The sequence below is a fragment of the Iningainema tapete BLCC-T55 genome, from assembly GCF_014698965.1.
GTDB classification, from domain to species: Bacteria; Cyanobacteriota; Cyanobacteriia; order Cyanobacteriales; family Nostocaceae; genus Iningainema; species Iningainema tapete.
The window spans coordinates 265,827-289,169 of sequence record NZ_JACXAE010000072.1 but is presented as its reverse complement, the minus strand read 5'-3'; the positions used below and the strand labels follow the sequence as shown (position 1 = coordinate 289,169).

The following is a 23,343-nucleotide window of genomic DNA, read 5'->3' as shown; positions in this document are numbered from 1 at the left end:
AAAATACTAACCTAAAGATGCCTAAAATAAAAATGACTAATTTTGGCTAACGCAATCAACGAATCTGCATTAGTAACTACAGCGTAGGACATCACTTTGACGATGAAACAAAAGTGTTCTCCGGGCAATCAGAGAACACTTTTGCTGTTACTAGAATTATTTTTGTCAATTAAGCTTGTTCAAATTGGGTCAAAGCTTGTTCGATTTTGGGCTGCTGGATTAACTGTCGGCATTTTCTCCCTGCTTCAACAGCTTGGCGCATCAGATTATGACCTTCCACGTAGTGACCTTTTTCAATAAGTTCGATAGCTTGCCCGCTCAGAGTTTTAGCGGCTAGCGACAGCGCTTTTATTTGTTCAATGTCCATTTTCTTGCTCCACTATTATAACAGTAATAGCCTCCGCCTGTTCAAATATTCTTTCGGCTCTTGCTTCAAGCAAGCTGGCGTCGGCATAATTACCATTGTCTATTGCCATATCAACTTCGCGGTACAATTCCTCAACTATTCGTTGTAATGAAACATAGGCGCGATTTAGGGCGGTTTTTGTACTTTGCTTCACATTCTCTTCAAAGGTTACTAGTTTTAGTATAGCTTAAGTCATATTTTTTACATTTAGCAGCCCATTGTTGAGGCTTGGCTGTGCGGGTGATAACGTGCATTTAAATTTACTTGTGACTACGACTATTGTCGCAGTGCTTGAGCCTTTGTCATCTTACCACTAGCTAAGTTACGCAGCCTTAGCTTTACCATTACCGACAAAGTTGCTGAAATTCCCATACTGACAAGTTAGCTAAACGACGAGCTTGAGCAAAGGTAAAAATATTCTGGGCGTATAGCTGTTGGGCGATTTCCTGACGGATTGCTTGTTCGCCTTGGCTAAGGGAAACGGGTGATATTTGTAGGTTAATGGGAGCGATAAATTGATTCATCACGATGTAAAGACCAAATTACACAACCTGATTTTAGAATAAACTATAAAGCGTGTCTTTCGGATCGGCTTGTTTCTCAGTAACGACTACACCCTCTTATTGCAATAGAAAATAGCGTAATTTCTTCTTGCTAAGCTAAGGGTTTGGGCAATTCCAGCTTTGCCACGGTCGAAACCGTATCAACGCGGAACACAAATTGAACTACCGATACCTCACAGCCTCTTCTCTATTTTGAACAAATTTCCTAGAGTTTTAAAGCCCCAATAATTATGAGTAATGATTTCTGGAGTCAAGTAAAGTCCAAGTATCGATTAGGAGAGCTAATACACGGCTTGGTTGAGTACCATGCTCCAAGTTTGGTTGAGTGTAAAACCCAGTGTACTGCAAAAGTCTCTTGTACATCTGAAGATGCTAATTGTAAGTGAGCAGTTATAAAGCAGGTGATCGCAATTGCGCTCGTTTTTTTCCACTCAACCCCAGCCATGCCGAAATTTAACCCTGAACAACCTGACATTACGATTAATGCGGCGACTCGAAGAGAAGTCATTGAAGCAATAACTAAAACACTGGATGACTACGTTTTTCCTATTGTTGCCAAGGAAGTTCAAACCAACATCAGAACCCGTTGGCAAAATGGAGAGTATAACAGCATTACTAGTGCAATAAAATTCGCGCAAACCTTGACTGATAATATCCAAGCAATTAGTAAAGATAAGCATCTGAGAGTGTTTTACAGCCATCAGCCATTCCCCCCTACCAATGAGCAAGGAGACATAAAAGAACGGGAAAAATTCCAACAAAGCCTTGCTTGGGAGAATTTTGGTTTTCACAAAGTTGAGCGGTTAGCGGGCAACATCGGCTATCTTGACATTCGCGCTTTTATGCCACAAAAACAAGCAGGAGAGACTGCAATTGCGGCAATTAATTTTTTAAGCAACACCCGTGCGTTGATTATTGACTTACGACAAAACGGTGGTGGTTCTCCAGACATGGTGGCTTTAATTTCGACGTACCTTTTCGACGATAAACTTGTTCATCTCAACGATTTGCACTGGCGAGAAAAAGATGCTTCGGGGAAATATCGCGATCGCATCGAACAGCATTGGACGCTTCCTTACGTTCCCGGTGAGCGTTATCTAAATAAAGATGTTTATATCTTAACCAGCAAAGACACCTTCTCTGCAGCAGAAGAATTTGCCAACAATTTACAACAACTCAAACGAGCCACAATCATTGGTGAAATCACTAAAGGAGGTGCTAATCCCGGTCTGTTTCAACCCTTCAACAAACACTTCGGTATGTTCATTCCCACAGGTCGTGCAGTCAATCCAATTACTAACACTAATTGGGAAGGAAAAGGAATTCAACCTGATGTAAAAGTTTCAGCCGAACAAGCATTCAAAACTGCTCACCTGGCTGCAATGAAGAGAGTTTTAGTCAAAACAACTGATCTGAAATTTGTTGATGAACTGAAGAAAGCAATTGAAACTGTACAAAAGGAATTGGCACAGCAGGGGAATAAATGATCAAAAAGATATGGTAGGGCATCTTCCAACACCAAAAACCCTTGCAAATCAAACAAGTAACGTTCAAGTTCCGTCAAATTTATCCTCCAATTATGAATTATTCATCAACAATTCCATAGCCCGCTCTTTTTGTGGATCTGCACCCTGAGCATACTCTAAATTGAAGGGAACAACAACATCTGGTGTAACGCCTTTGCCCTCCAACCTTTGATTTCCGTTAACAAACACATTGGCAACTGCCACATAAACAAGGCTACCATCTTGCATCAAAAAAGAACTACCAGCAACTACTGCTCCCGTCGTTTTTACACCCACCACAGGTCCAATTTTATGTTGCTGGAAGCCATATGCCAGAATTTCCTTACTACTTCTGCTTCCTTGATTCACCAACATCACCACAGGTTTTTTCCATTGTGAGATATAAGTGTATTTCTTACCATTACGAGGAACACTGGTAACGCTTGGGCCTTCCTTAGCAGTAAATATATTGAGATAATTGACACTTCCCCCTCCCCAACCATCTCTCAAATCCAATACTAACCCGTCTGCATTTTTCAGACGTCCATAAATCAAGTCTTCTTGAAGTTGCTGCTGCTCTGGATCGGCTGCATTTGACCAAATATGAACATAGCCTATTTTCTTACCTGCTTTTTCGATCACCTTAGTACTAGCATATTGAGCCTCTTTAAACATGGTAGTAGCATCGAACATTTTAGGCGTAACTATGATTTCTTTCTGATTTTTGGGGTCAGAAGAATACTGAATCAATAGCTTAACTTTCTTTCCCGCTTTATTAGCAAATGATTCAATTGGCTGGTATGAACTACCATCTACACTAATTATTTGATCGCCCACTTTTAACCCAGATTGAGATGCTGGACTCTGATCTAAAATGGCACTAACAAATGTTTTACCGTTAATATCTTTAGTAAATGCGCCAATACCGCTATATTCAATCTTACCTTGGGGAAAAAACTTCTTTAATTGTTTTTGTAACTCTATGTTTCCTGCTTGAAAAATTCCTATGAGTTGATAATAAGCAGGCTCATCTTTGGTATAATAACGAGTGTGAGAAGTTTGCAATTCAGACAGCATCTGATTAATGACAACAGCAGCTTCTTGATTTGACCTAGTTTTTGCTACTTGAGATTTATACTTTTCTCGCATCGCTTTCCAGTCAACTCCATTAAATTTTGGATCAAAAAAGTTGTCGTTTACGGTTTGCCATACTTGTTCAAATACTACAGTTTGGGGTTTTGCTAGTGTTTTAGGTAGGGGCGAGGTTAACCAGAGTAGGAGTAATACTGAGAAACCTATTAAGACTGCTTTAGCTATCTTATTAAACTGCAAAAGTCTAAGTTTTTTCATTTTAGTTTCCTGTGTAAATAATTTTAAAATAACCGCTGAGAACGCAGAGAACACAGAGAAAAGAAAGAGAGGATTTTACAACATCCTTTAGAACTACTATAGCAACCCACTCATCAATTGGTATCGTGCTTTCTCTTACTCTGCGCCCTCTGCGTTCTCAGCGGTTTCTTTCTCATATATCAAAGTGATTAGGAACCAGAAACTAGTCTCTTAGCCCTTATAGGCGAGAGAATTTATTTATAAATTTCCGAAATATTACGACGCTAGTAATAGAGCTAGTTTCTGAAACATTAAATGATTTAACATCAGAACAAATAGAAATATTTGATGCTGCTGTTGCTGCAAGATAATTTAAGAATGGCTTATCTGCTTTATACAAATATAGTGACAGCAATTCTTTAAAAATCAACCAAGCAGATATTTTAATAGCTGCAGCGGCAATTACTCGTGGTTTAATTCTTGTTTCTCATGATTCTGATATGGTAAGGGTTGCTGATCTTACTTTGGAAGATTGGCTGCAAACAGAATCATGAGTTTGAGCATTCACGACCGTAGAATAAGACGGGGATGATGGTATGCCCGTCTAAGTTGGAAGATATTTTTGTAGAACAGATCTGACGCTGAGATTAAGTTTATACTCCTAAGGTGCGCAGTAGGGCGTCTACTCTAGCCACGCTATCTGGTTTGCCTTGCTGTTGATACAAGTCACGCGCTTTTTTAAACACTGCGATCGCATCTTTTGATTTACCTCGCTTCACTAACAGGTTTCCTCTAATTTCGTAAGCTTGTGGATTTTTGGGGTCAATGTTCACTGCTTGCTCGTATGCCCACCCTACATTATCGTACTCTCCTAGACGTAACAAGACTGCAGCTAATCCCAAATAGGCATTTACGTTATTCCGGTTCAGTTGAATTGCCTTACGATAAGATTCTTTTGCTCCCTTGGAGTCTCCTAAATTGCCTTTAACGTAGCCCAAAGCATATTGATAATCGCTATTGTTAGGATTAAGATCAACAGCACGACGGTAAGCTGCTAAGGCTGCGTTAAAGTTTCCTTGCTGAGCGTATAAATACCCAATTCCGGAGTGAATTGTGGCGTTTTTTGGTTCTAGATTTGCTGCTTGTTGATAAACAGCGACCGCGCCGCCATAGTCTCCTGAATCTACTAGTCTGCGCCCTTCTTCGAGTAGTTGTTTTACCTCCGTACTGCTTTGTTGTTGGGCTATCAATACCTGAGATTGAGCGATTGAAGGCATTGTTGCCGCAATAGTTCCAACTAAGAGAACACTTATTACGAGTGATGTGCGATTGTACACAGTAAATAACCTGAAAGTTTTTGTAAATTCGTTCAGTTCCGTGATTGCTTGTCTATTAAAACAAAAATATTTGCTAAGTGTAAACTCATCTTTGTTCACTTTTACAAAAAATTTATGAAGAAATAGCCATACCTGTGGTTTTTCCCAATAAACTATCATCCATTTTTCTAATTCACAATTAGTATTAGCCCATCATGAAGTTTTTGAGGTAATTTTATGATTTTAACTACAACCGATGTGCTTCAAGGTGCCATTGTTGAGTCATATTTAGGTATTGTTACTGCAGAAGTGGTGTATGGTAGCAATTTCCTGCGAGATTTCTTTGCTAGTATTCGCGACATCATCGGTGGACGTACTGGTAGCTACGAGCGGCTATTTGAGGAAGGACATCGTAAGGCATTCGCAGAATTAGAGCAGCGGGCAAAACGTTTAGGAGCAGATGCTGTCATCGGCATTGAAGTTGACACTGGCACAATCAATGTTGACTCTTCAGGTGTTCTTCTACTGATTACCGCTACCGGTACTGCTGTGAAGCTACGCTAGTTTGTTAATAGTTAACAGTTAATAATTGTTAATTGTTAACTTTTTTAAACCTCCATCTAGTTAATTATTAACTCTTATTAAGATAATTTTGATAGATGAGGAACAATAATTTTTTCTGACTAAAGAAAGAGCTAATAACTCTTTCTACTGATAGATACTTAGAATAAAGATAGGTAATTAAATTAATAGATAGAAGCATGAATATAACAAGTAAAAAACTCTACTGAAAAAGTGAGGGGAGAAATACCTATGTCATATACAAATCGAGTTGGTGATGATGTTATAAATGAGCCAGCAGTAGTAACTAGAGTTGGTGATTATCACGACCGTGTTCGTTGGGGTCCTATTATTTCTGGGTTATTAATTGCCTTAGCTACTCAGTTAATTTTGAGTGCTTTATTTACTGCAATTGGAGCAGGTGCAGTTGAAGGTTCAGGTAGACCTAGAACAATTGCACCTGATGTTGCAGGTAATGTGGGAATTTGGTCAACAATTGCGTTGTTAATTTCTCTCTTCACTGGTGGCTGGGTTACAGCGCGTGCTTGTGGTCCCATGAACCGTAATACAGCGCTTCTTAATGGTGCGATTCTGTGGGCGACAACTTTAACATTAGGCTCTTGGTTATTAGCCAGTGGTGTATCAGGTGCTTTTGGTGTTGCGGCTTCTAATGCTGGAGAAGTTGTTAACCAGGTGCAAGGAGCTAATCTACCGCAGAATGTACCTAATGTATCTGCCCAACAAGCTCGCAATGTTGCTGGAAATCTACGTGAAGGATTGTGGTGGTTTGTATTCGGTTCCTTGTTAGGTTTACTTGCTTCAATGATTGGAGCAGTCGCTGGTACTCGCAGTCCCCGGACAAATAATTACGTATAAATATTATTGGTTGTACAGAGAGACGCCCCACCGGGGCGTCTCTACTAATCGCACCTTGAAATAGGTGCTTTTTTATTTTAGATCCAATCCAAAATCTAAAATTATGCCTCCAAAATTGGTATTACCATTTCAAATATGCAGCTTCTACTCCCTGCTCTCGTCGAATCTTGCCATCTTTCTCAAACCAAGCAATAATTTGCTGTGCTGTTAAGTCTTCCACCGCAACACCGTACTCGTGAGCAATATGCTTTAAAATTCGTAGCGATGAAATAGTTAATCTAGTTAAAAACTTTTCGGGAGAAGATAGCAAGGCAGCATCAACTTTTACTGATTCTTCTTCGGTTAAAAACTGCTGTGCTGAGTCCATAAATTATATCTATTCAATATCTGTTCGCTGTTTACTGTTTACTAATTTACTGATTGTAAAACTGATGACTGATTACTAATTATAAATAAACTAAACTTTATATGAAAAAATATTTAGTGTTGTTAATTTTGTTTTCGTGCTTGGACTAAATAGCCACAACGGTGTTCGCCGTTAATAATCCAGTGTGTACGTTCTACTGTACAATCTGGTAGAACAGCGGCAAACATTTCTAATTCATGACCGCAAATACTGGGAAAAGAAGAGGCAACGTTAGAAATTGCGCAGTTATGCTCAGTTAAGATAAAGCGATCGCCTACTGATGACTCACTCAATTCTACAGAGTGATACTCAGCCATATAGCCTTCTGCCTTTCTTAGTTCTACCAAAATTGCCACTCTCTGTGATAACGAACCGTTACCCAAACGTTCTCGATATTCTTGTGCTTTACGCTCCCACTGTTTTCGTAAAATCGAACTTACTTGGTCATGTCCCACCGTTTCTGCTAAAGTATCCAGTAAAGAAACGGCAAAATGACCATACCTATCAGTCATTTGGGGCTGTAAGCGATCGCGTCCTTGGGGACTCAGTTGATAAATGTGCTGGGGACGCCCCATTTCCGATTGTTCTGCCAAGGAGTAGGAAATTAGCTTTTGCGCCTCCAGATCCTTGAGATGACGACGAATCGCTTGGGGACTAATATCTAGAGCCGCAGCTAACTCAAAAGCCGTTGCTTGGGAGTTTTTCAGGAGATATTCTAGAATGTCTTGCTTAGTCGAGGACTGGTGGGTAATTGCCATCATCGTCCCAAAAATTTATGAGAAAATTCTACTTTGACAACATTATTGTTGTTAATCTAGCCTAAAATGAAGATGGATTAAACAACATACAAGTTGTTTTAGTATTATCCTTATTGTAGCAGCCCTGTACCACAGGCGCGAACAAATATGGGAATTGGCAAAAAATAGCCCGTCTCCCATCCTTAAAGAGAGTCAACACAATTAAGTAACCAGCAATGAGTGCCACTGTCAAAACCCTAGTCAACCAGCCTTACAAATACGGCTTTATCACTGAAATTGAAGCCGACACAATTCCGCGTGGATTAAACGAGGACATTGTGCGCGTGATATCGGCAAAGAAGAAAGAGCCGGAGTTCATGCTGGAATTTCGCCTCAGAGCTTTCCGTCAGTGGCAGAAGATGGTAGAACCAACTTGGCCCAGCGTCAAGTATCCCACCATTAACTACCAAGATATCATCTACTACTCAGCACCAAAGCAAAGCGAAAAGAAGCTTAACAGCTTAGATGAAGTTGACCCAACCCTGTTGGAAACCTTTGAAAAGTTGGGTATTTCCCTATCTGAGCAAAAGCGACTGGCAAACGTTGCCGTGGATGCGATTTTCGATAGCGTTTCCATCGCCACCACCTTCAAAGAAAAACTAGCTAAAGATGGTGTAATTTTCAGCTCAATTTCCGAAGCATTGCACACCCATCCAGAATTGGTGAAGAAGTATCTGGGTAGTGTTGTACCCCCAGCAGATAACTACTTTGCCGCCTTAAACGCTGCTGTATTTAGTGATGGTTCCTTCGTTTACATTCCTAAAGGTGTAAAATGCCCAATGGAACTATCTACATACTTCCGCATCAACAACGGCGAAACAGGACAATTCGAGCGGACTTTAATTATCGCAGAAGAAGACAGCTACGTTTCCTACTTGGAAGGTTGTACAGCACCAATGTACGACAGCAACCAATTGCACGCCGCTGTTGTCGAACTCGTTGCTCTTGACAACGCTGAAATTAAATACTCCACAGTCCAAAACTGGTACGCTGGTGATGCTAACGGTAAAGGTGGTATTTACAACTTTGTCACCAAGCGTGGTTTGTGTCAGGGTGTGAATTCCAAAATTTCTTGGACACAGGTAGAAACTGGTTCTGCTATTACTTGGAAGTATCCAAGCTGTGTATTGGTAGGCGATAACTCTGTAGGTGAGTTTTACTCGGTGGCGCTGACAAATCATATGCAGCAAGCCGACACCGGTACTAAGATGATTCACGTTGGTAAGAACACTCGCAGCACAATTATTTCTAAGGGAATTTCTGCAGGTTCGTCTAGCAACAGTTACCGAGGTTTGGTGAAAGTTAATCCTAAAGCAGACGGGGCGCGTAACTATTCTCAGTGCGACTCTATGTTGATTGGGGATAATGCTCATGCGAATACTTTCCCTTATATTCAGGTGCAGAATCATACTGCTAAGGTGGAGCATGAGGCTTCTACTTCTAAGATTGGGGAAGACCAATTATTTTACTTTGCGCAGCGTGGTATTTCGACGGAAGATGCTATTTCGATGATGATTAGCGGTTTCTGTAAGGATGTGTTTAATCAGCTACCGATGGAGTTTGCGGTGGAGGCTGATAAGTTGTTGAGTTTGAAGTTGGAAGGTAGTGTTGGGTAATGTTGGTAATTCTTCGCGCCCTTCGTGTCTTCGCGGTTAAATATTTTTTGAACCGCGAAGACGCAAAGAACACGAAGGAAGAAAGAAAAGAGAGAGAGGATATGATTGTTGAGAATAGTGATTTGGTGCTGTCGGTACGAGATTTGACGGCTGATGTTGATGGTACGCCGATTCTCAAGGGTTTGAATCTTGAGGTGCGTTTGGGTGAGGTTCATGCGATTATGGGACCGAATGGTTCTGGTAAGAGTACGTTTTCTAAGGTTTTGGCTGGGCATCCTGCGTATGAGGTGACTGGTGGTGAGGTGATTTTCCAGGGACAAAATCTTTTGGAAATGGAACCGGAGGAACGTGCTAGAAGTGGTGTGTTTTTGGCTTTTCAGTATCCGCTGGAAATTCCAGGTGTGAGTAATTTGGATTTTTTGCGGGTGGCTTATAATTCTCGTCGTAAGGCGCAGGGTTTGGAGGAGTTGGATGCTTTTGATTTTGATGATTTGGTAGAACAAAAGCTCGAAGTGGTGAAGATGAATCCGGCTTTTTTGAGTCGCAGTGTGAATGAGGGTTTTTCTGGTGGTGAGAAGAAGCGCAATGAAATTCTACAAATGGCGCTTTTGGAACCTAAGTTGGCAATTTTGGATGAGACGGATTCTGGTTTGGATATTGATGCGCTCAAAATTGTGGCTCAGGGGGTGAATCAGTTGACTAGCCCGGAGAATGCCACGATTATGATTACTCATTATCAGCGGTTGCTTAATTATATTGTGCCGGACTATGTGCATGTGATGGCTCAAGGTCGGATTATTACTAGTGGTGGTAAGGAACTGGCGCTGGAGTTGGAATCCCGTGGTTATGACTGGATTTTAGATGAAGCTGGGGTGGGTGTGTAATGAGTATTCTAGTTTCTCCTAGTCCGGTTCCTAACTCAATGAGCGTTGATTTGTCTGCTGCTGGGTTAGATAGAGATGCTTTTTTGACTGGTTTGTTGAATCGCGTTGGTGTAGAGACTTTGCAGGCAACGTCTCTACAGGAATTGCGTGAGCGTGCTGCTCTGTGGGTTCGTCAATCCTCTCTCCCTACCACCCGCGATGAAGAATGGCGCTTTACTGATTTGTCTTTTTTGCGTCAAATCGAATTTAATCATGTAGAGACGTTGCCTGCAACGTCTCTACAAATGGATGTATCGTTACCAGAGGCTACTGATAGTCGTTTGGTGTTTATAAACGGGGTTTATGCGCCTGATTTATCCTCGGTAACAGGTTTGCCAGAGGGTGTGGTGGTAAGTAGTTTGGCTGGGTTGCCTGTAGAGACAAGGGTTATCGCGTCTCTACAATCCCGTGTGCAGGAGTATTTGGCACAAGCTGAGGGGGCGCATGAGGTTTTTACTGCCCTGAATACTGCTCTGATGTCTGATGTTGCGGTGGTTTGGGTGGCGCAGAATGTGGTGGTGGAAACACCGATTCATTTGGTGTTTGTTGCTGCTGGTGGTGAGACGCCGATGATTTATTCGCCGCGTTGTTTGGTGGTGGCGGAGACTGGTAGCAGTGTGAGTTTGGTGGAAGAGTTTTTGAACCGCGAAGGCGCGAAGAGCGCGAAGGAAGAGGTTTATTTCACCAATGCGGTTACGGAGGTTTGGGTAGGGGAGAATGCTCAGGTAAGTCATACTAGGGTTGAGCGGGAGGGTACGGAGGCAATACATGTTGGTAAGACTGCGGTGTCTCAGGGGCGTTACAGTCGCTATACCTGTAATGCGGTGACTCTGGGTGGAAGGTTGTCGCGTCACAATTTGGAGATTTTGCAAACTGGTGAGCAAACGGAAACTGTTCTCAATGGGTTGACGATGATTGGTGGGAATCAGTTGGCTGATACTCACAGTGCGATCGCTCTTAATTATCCCCACGCTACAAGTCGTCAGTTACATAAGTGTATTGTAGGCGATCGCGCTCATGGTGTATTCAACGGTAAAATTTTTGTTCCTAAACCCGCCCAATTAACAAATGCAGAACAGTTGAATCGCAATTTACTGCTATCATCTAAAGCCAGAGTTGATACCAAACCCCAACTAGAAATTACCGCCGACAACGTTAAATGCGCTCACGGTGCCACCGTCAGCCAACTAGAAGACGACGAAATCTTCTACCTACAAAGCCGAGGAATCGATGAAAACGATGCCCGCCACCTACTAATCAAAGCCTTCGCCGCCGAAATCATCAACCAAATACCCCTCCCCTCCCTCCAACAAACCCTCACCACCATAGTCAACTTATAACACCTCTTGGCGTCCAAGGCGTTTTGGCGGTTCCATAACTCTTATCTTCCAACCATGACACTAACACAAGAAAAAACACTCGCCGATATTGTCCGTGCCGACTTCCCCATCCTACACCAACAAGTCAACGGCAAACCCTTAGTTTACTTCGACAACGCCGCCACATCCCAAAAACCTCTGCTCGTACTCAACACCATCCGTGATTACTACGAGCAGTACAATTCCAATGTACATCGCGGCGTACATGCCCTCAGCGCCAAAGCTACCGAAGCATACGAAGCTTCCCGCGACAAAGTGGCTGCTTTTATCAATGCAGCATCTCGTCAAGAAATTGTTTTTACCCGCAATGCCACTGAGGCAATCAACTTGGTTGCTTACTGTTGGGGAATGAACAATTTGCAACGAGGGGATGAAATTATCCTCTCAGTAATGGAACACCATAGTAACCTCGTTCCTTGGCACTTTGTCGCCCAAAAAACTGGTGCGGTACTCAAGTTTGTCGAATTGACACCAGAAGAAACTTTTGATTTAGAACATTTTAAAAAGCTGATTTCTGACAAGACTAAGCTGGTTTCTACGGTACATGTTTCTAACACTTTGGGTTGTATTAACCCAGTGAAGGAGATTTGCGCGATCGCTCACAAATATGGTGCTAAGGTATTAATTGATGCTTGCCAAAGTGTACCCCACATGCCCATCAACGTGCAGCAAATTGACTGTGACTGGTTGGTGGCTTCTAGTCATAAAATGTGCGGTCCCACTGGTATAGGCTTTTTGTATGGTAAGTTGGAACTACTGCAATCCATGCCTCCTTTTTTAGGTGGTGGAGAAATGATTGCTGATGTGTTTTTAGACCATTCAACCTACGCAGATTTACCACATAAGTTTGAAGCGGGGACACCATCGATTTGTGAGGCGATCGCTTTAGGTGCAGCGGTGGATTACCTTACTAATATCGGCATGGACAAAATTTATGCTTATGAATCAGAATTGACTGGGTATTTATTTGAACAACTGGAACAAATTCCCCACCTTCGTCTCTATGGTCCTAAACCGATGGTAGCAGGTTTGGGTAGAGCCGCTTTAGCTGCATTTACTGCTGAAAATGTCCACGCTAACGATTTATCTACATTACTAGATCAAGAAGGCATCGCCATTCGTTCCGGACATCACTGTACACAACCATTACACAGACATTTAGTAATTTCCGCAACTGCACGGGCGAGTTTGTCTTTTTACAATACTCGTGCAGAAATTGATGTGTTTATTAAGGCTTTGAAGGAAACTTTAGATTTCTTTGGTGGGATGTTTGGTAAATGAGAGAAAATATGTAAGTGGACGTAAACAAACATCAAATATTTTTGATTTTAAGGGACGGGCAGGATGCCCATCCCACAAGAAAAGTAGATGTTTTATGGGGTAGGCTTCTAGCCTGCTCTGTTTTTTGGCATTTAGTCTTGCGATCGCCATATTTCAAATTAAAGTATCTGGATTTACACCTAACCTACGCAATTCTTCTGCTAGTATTTGGGCGCGTGCTTCAGCAGTGGTAGCTCTTTCTTCAGGGGTGGGAATTCTTTCTCCTTGCTGATCATACCAGTACAACCAATCTCGTGAAATTCCTTGATCGGTTCCTTGTTCGTAGTAAATCCCCATATCTACGCTAAAAAACCAATCCCAACGGTTTGCCCAAATCCAAGCTAGGATGGCTTCTAGTAAACCAGGAATCAAATGTTGTAGTTGATTATCCACAGGCGTATCGTCAGAGTCGGGCAAATCCTCTGCGGAGGGTAAGCAGTGTAAGAGATTATACTTTAACATAATCGTTGATGTTAAACACTTACATCGATGATATCGACTATTGCTGTATTGTGAAATCTACCCGGTTGTGGCGTTATGAGCGATAATTCCCATTATTGCGATCGCGCTTGACAAGATTAAAGGAAGGATAGATGAAATTTAAGCGGTTAGTTTTAGCTGTGCTGACACTAGTAGCAATCTTGCTTTCTGGCTCAGCTTTATGGGAAAGTTGGCAACAACCTCAGTTTCAAAATCGCTTGGAACTGTACCAAACAAACATTATCTTGCAAGCGGCTTTATGGGAACCACCTGATAACAACGAAAATTTTAAAGCAGCGCGAGAAGCGATACTTGGGGACAAACCCTTAGAAAATGCTACCCAGCAGTATCAACAAGCACGTAATTCAGTGCAAACTAATTTGGATAAAGCCAAAAACCAATTGGCGAAACTAAATTCTGCACCAATTACCACTCCCACAACCCCTCAACCCCAACCAGAAATTCCTCCTGCTACCAACGCCTCTCGCTTATTACAGCAGCAACAGTTGCAGCAGCAACAAGATAAATTGGAAAAATCTTTGGCTGAATTAGATTTGCAACTGGGAATCTTACAAGCCAAGCAACAAAAGACAGATACAGCCATTAAAACATGGTCACAATTACAGCAATCACAAATCGATCCAGAATTAGTTACAACTGCTGATGTGTTGATTGGATTGTGGAGTTCTCCACAGCAAATTTTACCCAACGCTGAGCCGACGATTCAAGAACACTTAGAAGGTTGGTTTCGCTACACAGCTCTTTCTCAACTATACCAACTTCAACAACGTCAAGCTGTACTTTCCAATCTCAAAGCAACTCAACAAGAAGTTGCGGAAAAAGCTTTGTTAAAGTTAGCGGTTATTAGCACTGTTCCTGCGCTAGGAGTTTTTATCGGTGTGGGATTGCTAATTTTTTTGGTTGCTCAACGTGTGTGGAAGGGAAAAGCTGCCTTATTGGCGCAAAATGGAGATATGCGTTGGTCAACGCCTTGGGGTGGTGAGACTGTTTTACAAGTTTTTGTTGTCGGCTTTTTTTTAATGGGGCAACTGTTGATCCCCTTAGTCATTAGTGTTCTTCCCATCCCTCGCCCTGCTGCTAATGTGCGCATTCAAGCATTTTACGTTTTAATCAGTTATCTGCTGGTGGCATCTAGTGCGCTATTAGTGCTGTATATTTCGCTCAAACGCTTTTTCCCCCTACCAGAAAACTGGTTTCGATTCAATTTACGAGATAATTGGTTTTTATGGGGATTTGGCGGTTACTGTGTGGCTTTGCCAATAGTGGTGGTGGTATCGTTGATTAATCAACAACTATGGCAAGGACAAGGTGGTAGTAATCCCTTACTGCAACTGGCACTGGAAGGGCAAGATGTTGTAGCTCTTAGTATATTTTTCTTTACCGCTGCGATCGCCGCTCCACTTTTTGAGGAGTTTTTGTTTCGCGGCTTTTTGTTGCCTTCCCTCACTCGCTACTTATCAGTGTGGGGATCGATTCTTGTTAGTAGTTTACTGTTTGCCGTTGCTCACCTGAGTTTATCGGAAATTTTACCCCTCACCGCTTTAGGAATGGTTTTGGGAATAGTCTACACGCGCTCGCGCAACCTTCTTGCACCCATGCTTCTCCATAGCTTGTGGAACAGTGGCACTTTACTCAGTCTGTTTATTCTCGGTAGTAATTAATGTTACTCAGTATAAATGAGCAAAAATTAAAAATATTTACAAATTTGATGTAACAAAAATTTAACGATTATAATTAGCATATGACTGCTATCCTATTGGCTTTGCTCGTCGCAAAAGTCTTTAAATCAGTTTTGCTATTTTCGCAAAACTGATTTAAAGCAATATATTGACACAACCAATTTTGTTTGGTATCCAAATTATCTGGGTGCAAATAACTTTGATTTTATCTGTGCTTACTATATGTAGCTTGCAGATTCTCTATTATGTCATTTTTGACTAAAACTAAATACTAGCTATGGGCAAATTCTTAGATTTACTAGGACATCAGCCTTAAGTCTTTATTAATCAAGGGAACAGTAAGTCTTAAACACCTATTTCTCTAGACTAAAAACAAAATACAGTACAGTAATCAAAAATTACTCTATATTATAAAGTAATCAGAGAAAATCCTGAAGAGCTAGTAGTAAAACACAAAAAATATCACAAATCTGTACTGAGAGGAAACCTAGTTAATTCTTCGCCAGACAGTATTCTAGTGCCTAAACTTCCCCTAGAGGCGCTTTAAGTCAAGTAAAGCAGAACTGAGGGAAATTTATTAGTAAATTGTACCGGAAGTAACTCCCGTACTAAAGAACGTAATAAATTATACTTATTACTTTTGAATACATAGAAAAGATATTTTTTTAGTGAAAATACTGAAAAAATAATTATTTTCAAAAAAAAATATATAGAATAGCAATTTTATACTTACTCATAAAGGAGTTCTATTTATGGCAAATCTCACCCCAAGTCACGCCACAAAACAGCTTATGTCTGGGTATTGCGGCATTATTTTTGGAGGTTTTGGCATCCACAAATTCATTCTCGGCTACCCAGCAGAAGGATTAATTATGTTATTTATTTCCCTAGCAGGTGGTTATTTCACTTACGGCTTCACGTTATTAATTATGCAACTGGTGGGTTTGATCGAAGGTTTAATTTACCTCAACAAATCCCATGAAGAATTTGTAAGTACGTACTTTATCAACAAACAGGGCTGGTTTTAAACTAATTTCTATTTGAGTATAAGTACTTTAAAACCCATATTTGCAACGTATAGATGCCCCACTGGGGCGTCTGTATTACAAAACAAACTCCATGAGGATAAATATCTCTACATACGGTCAACATCTTATTCTAACAAACAATGCTCACACTAAAACGCAAAAACCTCACCTATTTAATGCTAGCTTTACTGGGCTTAGGATATTTTAGTGCAATATCATCCTTAGAAGTTAACGATTTTTTTAAAAGTGAGATAGCGCTGATCCCAATACAGCTAGTAACGATAATTTACCTCAATTACCAACGCTCTCACCGTCATTATCCCTCAATTGAAGCAGACAATTAGAAAAAAGTTCCGATTTTTTGCTTCAACTGTTCCAGATTTCGCCTACCCTCGAAGTAGGGGTACGGCACTGCCGTACTTTGTCAGGCGTTAAATCGTAGCAAGTGAAAATGCAAATTGTCTCGAAAACTAACCTTTCCCCAGAATCAACCCCAACCACAGAGAAAATTACCTTAGATGTTGGCGGGATGAAGTGTGCTGGCTGCGTGAAAGCGGTAGAGCGGCAGCTAACCCAACACCCAGGAGTCAAAAGCGCTTGTGTAAACTTAGCGACAGAGGTAGCAGTCGTAGAATCGGAAATTGGTGCAGTAGCACCAGAAGCACTATCGGCGCAATTGACAGCAGCCGGGTTTCCAACTCAACCCCGAAAGAGTGGGAAAGTAATAGAGCGGACACAAGCAATTGCACATCCAGCACAACAAGTGCGATCACCTTCACAATCGGTAACAAGACAGTTGATTGTTGCCATATTGCTACTAATACTATCAGGCATCGGGCATTTTGGTAGTGCTACTGGCTATGTGTTACCAGTTTTGCATAATATTTGGTTTCATTGTGGATTAGCAACAGTAGCACTATTAATTCCTGGACGTCCGATTTTAATCGATGGTTGGCGTGGCTGGCTACGTAATGCACCCAATATGAACACGTTAGTGGGATTGGGAACGCTGACAGCTTACACTGCTAGTTTAGTCGCGTTGCTATTTCCCCAAATGGGTTGGGAGTGCTTTTTTGATGAACCAGTGATGATGTTGGGCTTTATCCTGGTGGGAAGGACATTAGAACAACAAGCTAGGAATCGTGCTACAGCAGCATTTAAACAGTTACTTGCTCTGCAACCTACTGTAGCAAGATTGATCGCTAAACCACCTGGGAGAGTAGGGGAAGTTAATTCTTCCTCAGTTGTAGAGATTCCGGCGGAATTGGTGCGTGTGGGAGAATGGTTACAAGTTTTACCAGGAGACAAGATTCCTGTAGATGGTGAAGTAGTAGATGGGCGTACAACTGTAGATGAATCAATGTTGACAGGCGAAGCAATGCCAGTCATCAAGCAAACGGGAGATACAGTGGCAGCAGGAACACTAAATCAATCTGGAGTAATCGCCATTGTTGCAACTCGTATCGGCAGTGAGACAACTCTGGCGCAAATTCTTGCTCTAGTTGAAGCTGCTCAAACTCGTAAAGCTCCTGTACAAAGATTAGCTGATACGGTAGCAGGATATTTTACTTATGGTGTGTTTGCATCTGCAGTGTTAACTTTCGGATTTTGGTACTTTATCGGCACTCACATCTTTCCCAATCTGATTACTCATAGTTCATCGTTCATGTCTCATGGTTCATCCATGATGGCAATGCATGAATCAACAATCAACAATCAACCCCTATTATTAAGTTTAAAGCTGGCGATCGCCGTGATGGTAGTTGCTTGTCCCTGTGCTTTAGGACTTGCCACGCCAACTGCTATTTTAGTCGGAACCGCCAAGAGTGCAGAACAAGGTTTGTTAATTAAAGGCGGCGATGTTTTAGAAAGAGTACACAAGTTAAACACTATAGTTTTTGATAAAACAGGTACTCTCACCACAGGTAATCCGGTAGTTACAGATTGTCTCCTGCTAGAAGTAGGGGAGCAATCTGCTCTTCTTCAATTAGCGGCAGCGGTAGAAAGTGGCACAAGTCATCCCCTGGCAAAAGCGATTCAAACTGAAGCCGAGAAGCAACAGTTATCTATTCCTGTGGCTGTTGACTTTCATACAGAACCAGGGTTTGGTGTATCTGCTGTTGTCAATGACACATTAGTATTGTTAGGAAACTGGGATTGGTTGCGTTGGCATGGAATTACCACTGGTGATGCTCTTCCTCAGGCGCAGAAGTTGGCAGCAGAAGGTAAAACCGTGGTTTATGTAGCTATTGGTGAGAAACTAGCTGGGCTAATTGCTGTACAAGATCCACTCCGCTCTGATGCTGTATCTGTAGTAAACAAATTGCACCAGATAGGTTTACGAGTGATATTACTTAGTGGTGATAGTATAGAGGCTGCTAGCTTTGTCGCTGAAAAACTAGGTTTAGACAGCACAGATGTAATGGCTAGTGTTCCCCCAGCAAAGAAAGCAGCTGTAATTCAATCTCTACAGCAACTCAAATCCATTGTCGCAATGGTAGGAGATGGCATTAATGATGCTCCAGCTTTATCTCAAGCAGATGTGGGAATAGCCTTACACTCAGGAACTGATGTTGCCATAGAAACAGCGGATATTGTCTTAATGCGCGATCGCTTAAGTGATGTTGTCCAATCCATTGAGCTCAGCCGTGCAACCTTTAACAAAATCCAGCAGAATTTATTCTGGGCTTTTGCTTATAATGCCATGGGAATTCCCCTTGCTGCTGGTGTTTTGTTACCCAGTTTTGGTTTTCTCCTCAGCCCATCTGGTGCTGCGGCATTAATGGCATTTAGCTCTGTTAGTGTTGTCACCAACTCTCTTTTGCTCAGACGATTTACACCGCGTCCGTAAAGCTTTGTCTTCTGTTTGTATAAAGCTACAGTAGATGGAAGAGTAGAACAACCTCGTTCTACTCTTTGTCAAACTATATACCTTTAGTCAATTTTAGACTAAAAGTGGAAATACTGCTGCTTTAAGAGTAGCAACAGATACTAAACACTTCTTAACTAACCAAAAATTCAATCTTATTGTAGCAACGATTGATCAATGTCAGTACAAACCAATGAAAACCAAAACCATCTACTAATACTAGAAGATGATCAAGGACGTAAAGAATTTGTCCTTGATCGCTCTGTATATTCCATCGGTAGAGACAAAACCTGTGATATAAGATTGGTTTCGCAATTTGTCTCTCGTCGTCATGCCACCCTAGTCAGGCTACCACGAGACGAAAAAAACCATAGCTATTATTATCGAATTGTGGATGGAGATGCCAAAGGAAAACCAAGTTCCAATGGTTTGATGATCAATGGGCGGAAAATACCAGCTCATGACTTAAAGAATGAAGACGAGATAGTTTTTGGTCCGCAAGTACGTGCTATTTATTACTTATTACGAGATGCCACGCGCCCAGGACAAACAGATTCGAGCGAATACGATATCACATTAATTAACCCCAGCATGACAGAAGATCTCGAAGATTAGTCATTGATTGTCTTGTTGCCCATGTCAGTTTTGCACTAAGCAAGTGTTTCTTGTGGGAATGGGCTGCTCTAGCCCGCCCAAATGATCTAGGGACGGGCAGGATGCCCATCCCACAAGAGAGGTAAATTACAATATGTGTTTTGGAATACACACATCTGGGGCGCATAAATTAGGAAATTCAACTGTTGTTACAGTAAACGTCTCCACATCAACACGGCGGATGGCATGATTGTTCGTGTCAGCAATGTACAAATAAGTTCCACAGAAACTCAATCCAGAAGGTTCAGAAAATTTGGTATTCGCCCCGCGCCCATCAAGCCAACCAACTGAACTTCCCAATACTGTTTGACAATCACCTGTATGGGGGTTGACTAATTTAATTTTATGATTATAACTATCTGCTACCCAAATATAATCTTGAGCAAACTCAACTCCCAAACAATGCTGTAGTCTGACATTCTCACCCTGCCCATCCACATCACCAAAACCGAATAAATCTCCACTACCGCAAACTGTTCTGACTGGTGCCGATTCAATCAACCCCACACCACGAATTGAGCTAACTTCGCTGTCGGCAATGTATAATTCTTGTCCATCTGTCGTGATACCACTGGGTTGAGCAAAGGCAGAATCGGTAAGTGTGCTATCAAAACAACCTTCTGCGCCAGTACCAGCATAAGTCCCAATTATGCTCGTTGCCAAATTCATCTCCCAAATTTGGTGAGAACCAGCCATAGCAATAAACAAGCTATTTCCACAAAGTTGTAAATCCCAGGGAGAATTCAAAGCTGTTTTTAAACTATCACCACGATGAGGACGGATGTTATGAGTTTGTTTCCCAGTTCCCGCGATAGTTTCCACTACTTGACGCTTCAAGTCAACTCGTCGCAAAGCATGATTTTCTGTATCAGCAACGTATAAAATTTGATTGATTTGATCACAAGCCATTCCCTGCGGTGCAAAAAACTGAGCCGAGTTGAAGGAACCATCCCTTAACCCAGATTTTCCTGTACCAATTACTTGCAAAATTTCTCCATCTGTGCTAGCCATTACTAGACGATGATGTCCCGAATCAGCGATAAACAACCCAGATGAATTAGCTAAAACTTTACCAGGAAAAGCCAGGGGTGTAATTAATGGTTGGCGCTGTTTTTCTAGGGTGAGATGTAATGGTTGGAAATTAACAGTACCTTTATTTTGATGTTGGTCAATTAACTTTTGAATTAGTTCGTCCAAGACTTCGCGATCGCTTTCCCCTGATACTTTGCTAACTACGTAACCCTCAGGGTCAATTACTACCATAGTTGGCCAAGCACGCACAGCATACTGTTGCCAAACGTGAAAACCACTATCCACTAAAACTGGATGTTCGATATCATAGCGCAAAATAGCTTGACGGATATTTTCGGCTTCCTTCTCATTGTCAAATTTAGCACTATGTACACCGATAACGGTGAGACAATCTTGATATTTCTGTTCCAGATATTTCAGAGTAGGCAAAACGTGAAGACAGTTGATACAACAGTAAGTCCAAAAATCCAAAATCACAACTCTGCCTTTAAGTTGCTTAAGTGACAAAGGCTTGTCAGTATTCAACCACGGGTAATTTTGCGGAAGTTCAGGCGAGCGTACACGGGCATTCATAAAATTTTATCGACAAGGTACGAGACGTGAATTTTTTGGGATGGAATCAACCTGTAAAGGCGTTCACCTTCAAATGCTACATATCTATTTTTTATGGGAACTATAGAAAAGAAAGCAACGCAAAGCTTGAAGCAGTGTTCTCCATATTGCATTTAGATGACTCCAATCAACTTTAGGAAGTTAGTGACCCAAAAAGAAGTAGTAAATATACTCACTAACCTTGCTAGTGAGATAGGTACTTCTTTCTGCATTGAAGATGCAAATCACAAATCGCTCATAGGCACAGATTGTAGTATTTCCGGTAATAGATACCCAGTAAATTTACTGACAGAAGTAATTGGTTGGGTAATCGGTAACCAGAAAACAGCTACCATAGCCTCTTTACTGTCTTACCTAGCACAACAACAGTATGAAAAAAAATTACTTGCTCATGAATTATTAGAGAAATATCAAGAAATCGACTTATTTCATGACATTTCTACACAAGTTACTGCTAGTCTAGCACCCAAAGAAGTGGCTCGACTAGTAGTACAAGAAGCAAGGAAATTAATTCAGTCTACTAACGGTTTAATTCTGCTACTAGATGAAAACACAGGTAGACTAGAAATTCTCTGGGAAGATGGTGTTGGCTCTTTGGCACAGCCCTTGCTGCTAGGAGAAGGAATTATTGATATCATTGTCCAAGCACGTCAGGGTGAAATTGTTAACAATGTCACTTCAGACTCTCGATTTCTTGATAGTAAAGCAATTTGTTCTCTCATTTGCGTACCTTTGATCACTAAGAAACAAATACTTGGTGCAATTATTCTTAGCAGTGATATTCCTACAAATTACTCTACAGAAGACTTAAAATTACTCACTATATTAGCATTACAAACAGCAACGGCGATTGAGAAAGCTTTACTTTACGAGCAAAATTATAATGCTCTTCATGTTGCCCAAGAACAAGCACATCAACTACAGCAAACTTTGTTTGAGCTTCAACAGACACAAACCAAGCTGATTCAAAGTGAAAAAATGTCTAATTTAGGGCAGTTGATTGCCGATGTTGCTCATGAAATTAATAACCCAATTAACTTTGTTAATGGTAATCTTACCCATGCACAACAATACTCTCAAGAAATATTGGAAGTGTTACAACTTTACCAAAAGCATTATCCTCAACCAGTTCCGGAAATTCAAGATTTGCTTGAAGCTGTAGATATAGAGTTTCTTGTCAATGATTTCACGAATCTACTTTCCTCAATGCATTTGGGAATTGGGCGTATCCGTCAACTTACATTGTCATTACGGAACTTCTCTCGTTTAGATCAAGTAGACATGAAACCTGTTAATCTTCATGAGGGTATTGATAGCACGCTACTAATTTTACAAAGTAAACTCAAACCTAATGAAAGACATTCAGGTATTCAAGTGGTTAAAGAGTATGGCGATATTCCTCTAGTTGAAGGTTATGCCAATCAGCTTAACCAAGTATTTATGAATATAATTGCTAATGCGATTGATGCTTTAGAAGAAGGAAATAAAAAAAATGACCAATCTCCAGCCCCGACAATTCACATTCGCACAATGTTAGCTCTTGAGCAAGAAGAATTTAATCATCCATATCTTTCTCTCAGACAATTAGAACTCAGCAATATTAATCTTCAATCAAACCTGAAATTTAAAAATTTTCCCGGCGTTGTTGTGTTGATTAGTGATAATGGAATAGGCATGGATGAAACCGTTCGCGATCACCTATTTGAACCATTTTTCACTACCAAATCTATAGGCAAAGGTACAGGATTAGGACTATCAATTAGCCACCAGATTATTCAAAAGCATGGAGGATTATTACAATGTATATCTCAACCTGGACAAGGAACTACTTTCTGGATACAAATTCCAATTAAGCAAATTATTCAAACAGAATCTACTACCGTTCAAATGTGTAATCAAGAAAGAACTTAGAACTCATAATTCAGACCTTTAAATTCTCGATTAATTTCTTATTCTTTTAATTATACTCAT

At 41.1% G+C, this 23,343-nt stretch carries 22 protein-coding genes and 1 pseudogene; 14 read left to right on the top strand and 9 right to left on the bottom strand.

What is annotated here, in order from left to right; translation table 11 throughout:
- Positions 1–169: 169 nt before the first annotated feature.
- The 3 genes from ICL16_RS22355 to ICL16_RS22345 all read right to left on the bottom strand — a co-directional run bounded on the left by ICL16_RS22355 (position 170) and on the right by ICL16_RS22345 (position 930).
- Positions 170–367 (bottom strand): hypothetical protein, encoded by a 198-nt coding sequence (locus tag ICL16_RS22355; RefSeq protein WP_190832156.1) that lies wholly within the window; start codon positions 365–367, stop codon positions 170–172.
- Positions 357–560, bottom strand: a complete 204-nt coding sequence (locus tag ICL16_RS22350) for a hypothetical protein (RefSeq protein WP_190832154.1) — start codon at positions 558–560, stop codon at positions 357–359. Before ICL16_RS22350 ends, ICL16_RS22355 begins: the two co-directional genes overlap by 11 nt.
- A gap of 190 nt (positions 561–750) precedes the next feature.
- Complete coding sequence (locus ICL16_RS22345) at positions 751–930, bottom strand: UPF0175 family protein (protein WP_190832679.1); 180 nt, start codon at positions 928–930, stop codon at positions 751–753.
- 482 nt (positions 931–1,412) lie between these two features.
- On the opposite strand from ICL16_RS22345, the gene ICL16_RS22340 reads away from it, so the two are divergent.
- Positions 1,413–2,456: a S41 family peptidase gene (locus tag ICL16_RS22340; RefSeq protein WP_190832152.1), complete on the top strand. Its 1,044-nt coding sequence runs from the start codon at positions 1,413–1,415 to the stop codon at positions 2,454–2,456.
- 90 nt (positions 2,457–2,546) lie between these two features.
- Here ICL16_RS22340 and ICL16_RS22335 read toward each other — a convergent pair whose 3' ends face one another.
- On the bottom strand, positions 2,547–3,824 hold the full coding sequence (locus ICL16_RS22335; protein WP_190832150.1) for a S41 family peptidase: 1,278 nt from the start codon (positions 3,822–3,824) through the stop codon (positions 2,547–2,549).
- Positions 3,825–4,228: 404 nt separating this feature from the next.
- Between ICL16_RS22335 and ICL16_RS45880 the strand changes: the two are divergent.
- Positions 4,229–4,357: pseudogene (locus ICL16_RS45880) on the top strand (VapC toxin family PIN domain ribonuclease); the annotation flags it as partial.
- A gap of 99 nt (positions 4,358–4,456) precedes the next feature.
- Here the strand turns inward: ICL16_RS45880 and ICL16_RS22330 are convergent.
- Entirely contained in the window at positions 4,457–5,140 is a 684-nt protein-coding gene (locus ICL16_RS22330; protein WP_337907101.1) for a tetratricopeptide repeat protein, read from the bottom strand.
- Between the two features lie 216 nt (positions 5,141–5,356).
- On the opposite strand from ICL16_RS22330, the gene ICL16_RS22325 reads away from it, so the two are divergent.
- Both ICL16_RS22325 and ICL16_RS22320 read left to right on the top strand, forming a co-directional pair.
- A complete protein-coding gene (locus ICL16_RS22325; protein WP_190832148.1) occupies positions 5,357–5,683 on the top strand; it encodes a YbjQ family protein in 327 nt (108 codons plus the stop codon).
- 249 nt (positions 5,684–5,932) lie between these two features.
- On the top strand, positions 5,933–6,556 hold the full coding sequence (locus ICL16_RS22320; protein ID WP_190832146.1) for a hypothetical protein: 624 nt from the start codon (positions 5,933–5,935) through the stop codon (positions 6,554–6,556).
- A gap of 121 nt (positions 6,557–6,677) precedes the next feature.
- Here ICL16_RS22320 and ICL16_RS22315 read toward each other — a convergent pair whose 3' ends face one another.
- Both ICL16_RS22315 and sufR read right to left on the bottom strand, forming a co-directional pair.
- Positions 6,678–6,923, bottom strand: coding sequence for a hypothetical protein (locus tag ICL16_RS22315; RefSeq protein ID WP_190832144.1), 246 nt, complete (start codon positions 6,921–6,923; stop codon positions 6,678–6,680).
- Positions 6,924–7,045: 122 nt separating this feature from the next.
- Positions 7,046–7,720 (bottom strand): iron-sulfur cluster biosynthesis transcriptional regulator SufR, encoded by a 675-nt coding sequence (gene sufR / locus ICL16_RS22310; RefSeq protein ID WP_190832674.1) that lies wholly within the window; start codon positions 7,718–7,720, stop codon positions 7,046–7,048.
- A gap of 215 nt (positions 7,721–7,935) precedes the next feature.
- Between sufR and sufB the strand changes: the two genes are divergently transcribed.
- The 4 genes from sufB (at position 7,936) to ICL16_RS22290 (ending at position 12,958) form a co-directional block, all read left to right on the top strand.
- Positions 7,936–9,375, top strand: coding sequence for a Fe-S cluster assembly protein SufB (sufB, locus tag ICL16_RS22305; RefSeq protein WP_190832142.1), 1,440 nt, complete (start codon positions 7,936–7,938; stop codon positions 9,373–9,375).
- 101 nt (positions 9,376–9,476) lie between these two features.
- Positions 9,477–10,259: a Fe-S cluster assembly ATPase SufC gene (gene sufC, locus ICL16_RS22300; protein ID WP_190832140.1), complete on the top strand. Its 783-nt coding sequence runs from the start codon at positions 9,477–9,479 to the stop codon at positions 10,257–10,259.
- Entirely contained in the window at positions 10,259–11,638 is a 1,380-nt protein-coding gene (gene sufD / locus ICL16_RS22295) for a Fe-S cluster assembly protein SufD (RefSeq protein ID WP_190832138.1), read from the top strand. Before sufC ends, sufD begins: the two co-directional genes overlap by 1 nt.
- Positions 11,639–11,692: 54 nt before the next feature.
- Entirely contained in the window at positions 11,693–12,958 is a 1,266-nt protein-coding gene (locus ICL16_RS22290; RefSeq protein WP_190832136.1) for a SufS family cysteine desulfurase, read from the top strand.
- Between the two features lie 153 nt (positions 12,959–13,111).
- Here ICL16_RS22290 and ICL16_RS22285 read toward each other — a convergent pair whose 3' ends face one another.
- Positions 13,112–13,459, bottom strand: coding sequence for a Uma2 family endonuclease (locus ICL16_RS22285; RefSeq protein WP_190832134.1), 348 nt, complete (start codon positions 13,457–13,459; stop codon positions 13,112–13,114).
- Between the two features lie 131 nt (positions 13,460–13,590).
- Between ICL16_RS22285 and ICL16_RS22280 the strand changes: the two genes are divergently transcribed.
- The 5 genes from ICL16_RS22280 (at position 13,591) to ICL16_RS22260 (ending at position 19,689) form a co-directional block, all read left to right on the top strand.
- Positions 13,591–15,159, top strand: a complete 1,569-nt coding sequence (locus ICL16_RS22280) for a CPBP family intramembrane glutamic endopeptidase (RefSeq protein ID WP_190832132.1) — start codon at positions 13,591–13,593, stop codon at positions 15,157–15,159.
- A 770-nt stretch (positions 15,160–15,929) separates the two neighbouring features.
- Positions 15,930–16,205, top strand: a complete 276-nt coding sequence (locus ICL16_RS22275) for a TM2 domain-containing protein (RefSeq protein ID WP_190832130.1) — start codon at positions 15,930–15,932, stop codon at positions 16,203–16,205.
- Positions 16,206–16,345: 140 nt separating this feature from the next.
- Positions 16,346–16,549: a hypothetical protein gene (locus ICL16_RS22270; protein ID WP_190832128.1), complete on the top strand. Its 204-nt coding sequence runs from the start codon at positions 16,346–16,348 to the stop codon at positions 16,547–16,549.
- A gap of 107 nt (positions 16,550–16,656) precedes the next feature.
- Entirely contained in the window at positions 16,657–19,056 is a 2,400-nt protein-coding gene (locus ICL16_RS22265; RefSeq protein ID WP_190832126.1) for a heavy metal translocating P-type ATPase, read from the top strand.
- 195 nt (positions 19,057–19,251) lie between these two features.
- A complete protein-coding gene (locus ICL16_RS22260) occupies positions 19,252–19,689 on the top strand; it encodes an FHA domain-containing protein (RefSeq protein ID WP_190832124.1) in 438 nt (145 codons plus the stop codon).
- Positions 19,690–19,815: 126 nt separating this feature from the next.
- Here the strand turns inward: ICL16_RS22260 and ICL16_RS22255 are convergent, their stop codons facing one another.
- The gene (locus tag ICL16_RS22255; protein WP_190832122.1) at positions 19,816–21,333 is read right to left on the bottom strand and encodes a thioredoxin-like domain-containing protein; all 1,518 of its coding nucleotides are present in this window, start codon (positions 21,331–21,333) and stop codon (positions 19,816–19,818) included.
- Positions 21,334–21,516: 183 nt separating this feature from the next.
- Here ICL16_RS22255 and ICL16_RS22250 point away from each other — a divergent pair, with 183 nt between their 5' ends.
- Complete coding sequence (locus ICL16_RS22250) at positions 21,517–23,283, top strand: sensor histidine kinase (RefSeq protein WP_337907100.1); 1,767 nt, start codon at positions 21,517–21,519, stop codon at positions 23,281–23,283.
- Positions 23,284–23,343: the final 60 nt, after the last annotated feature.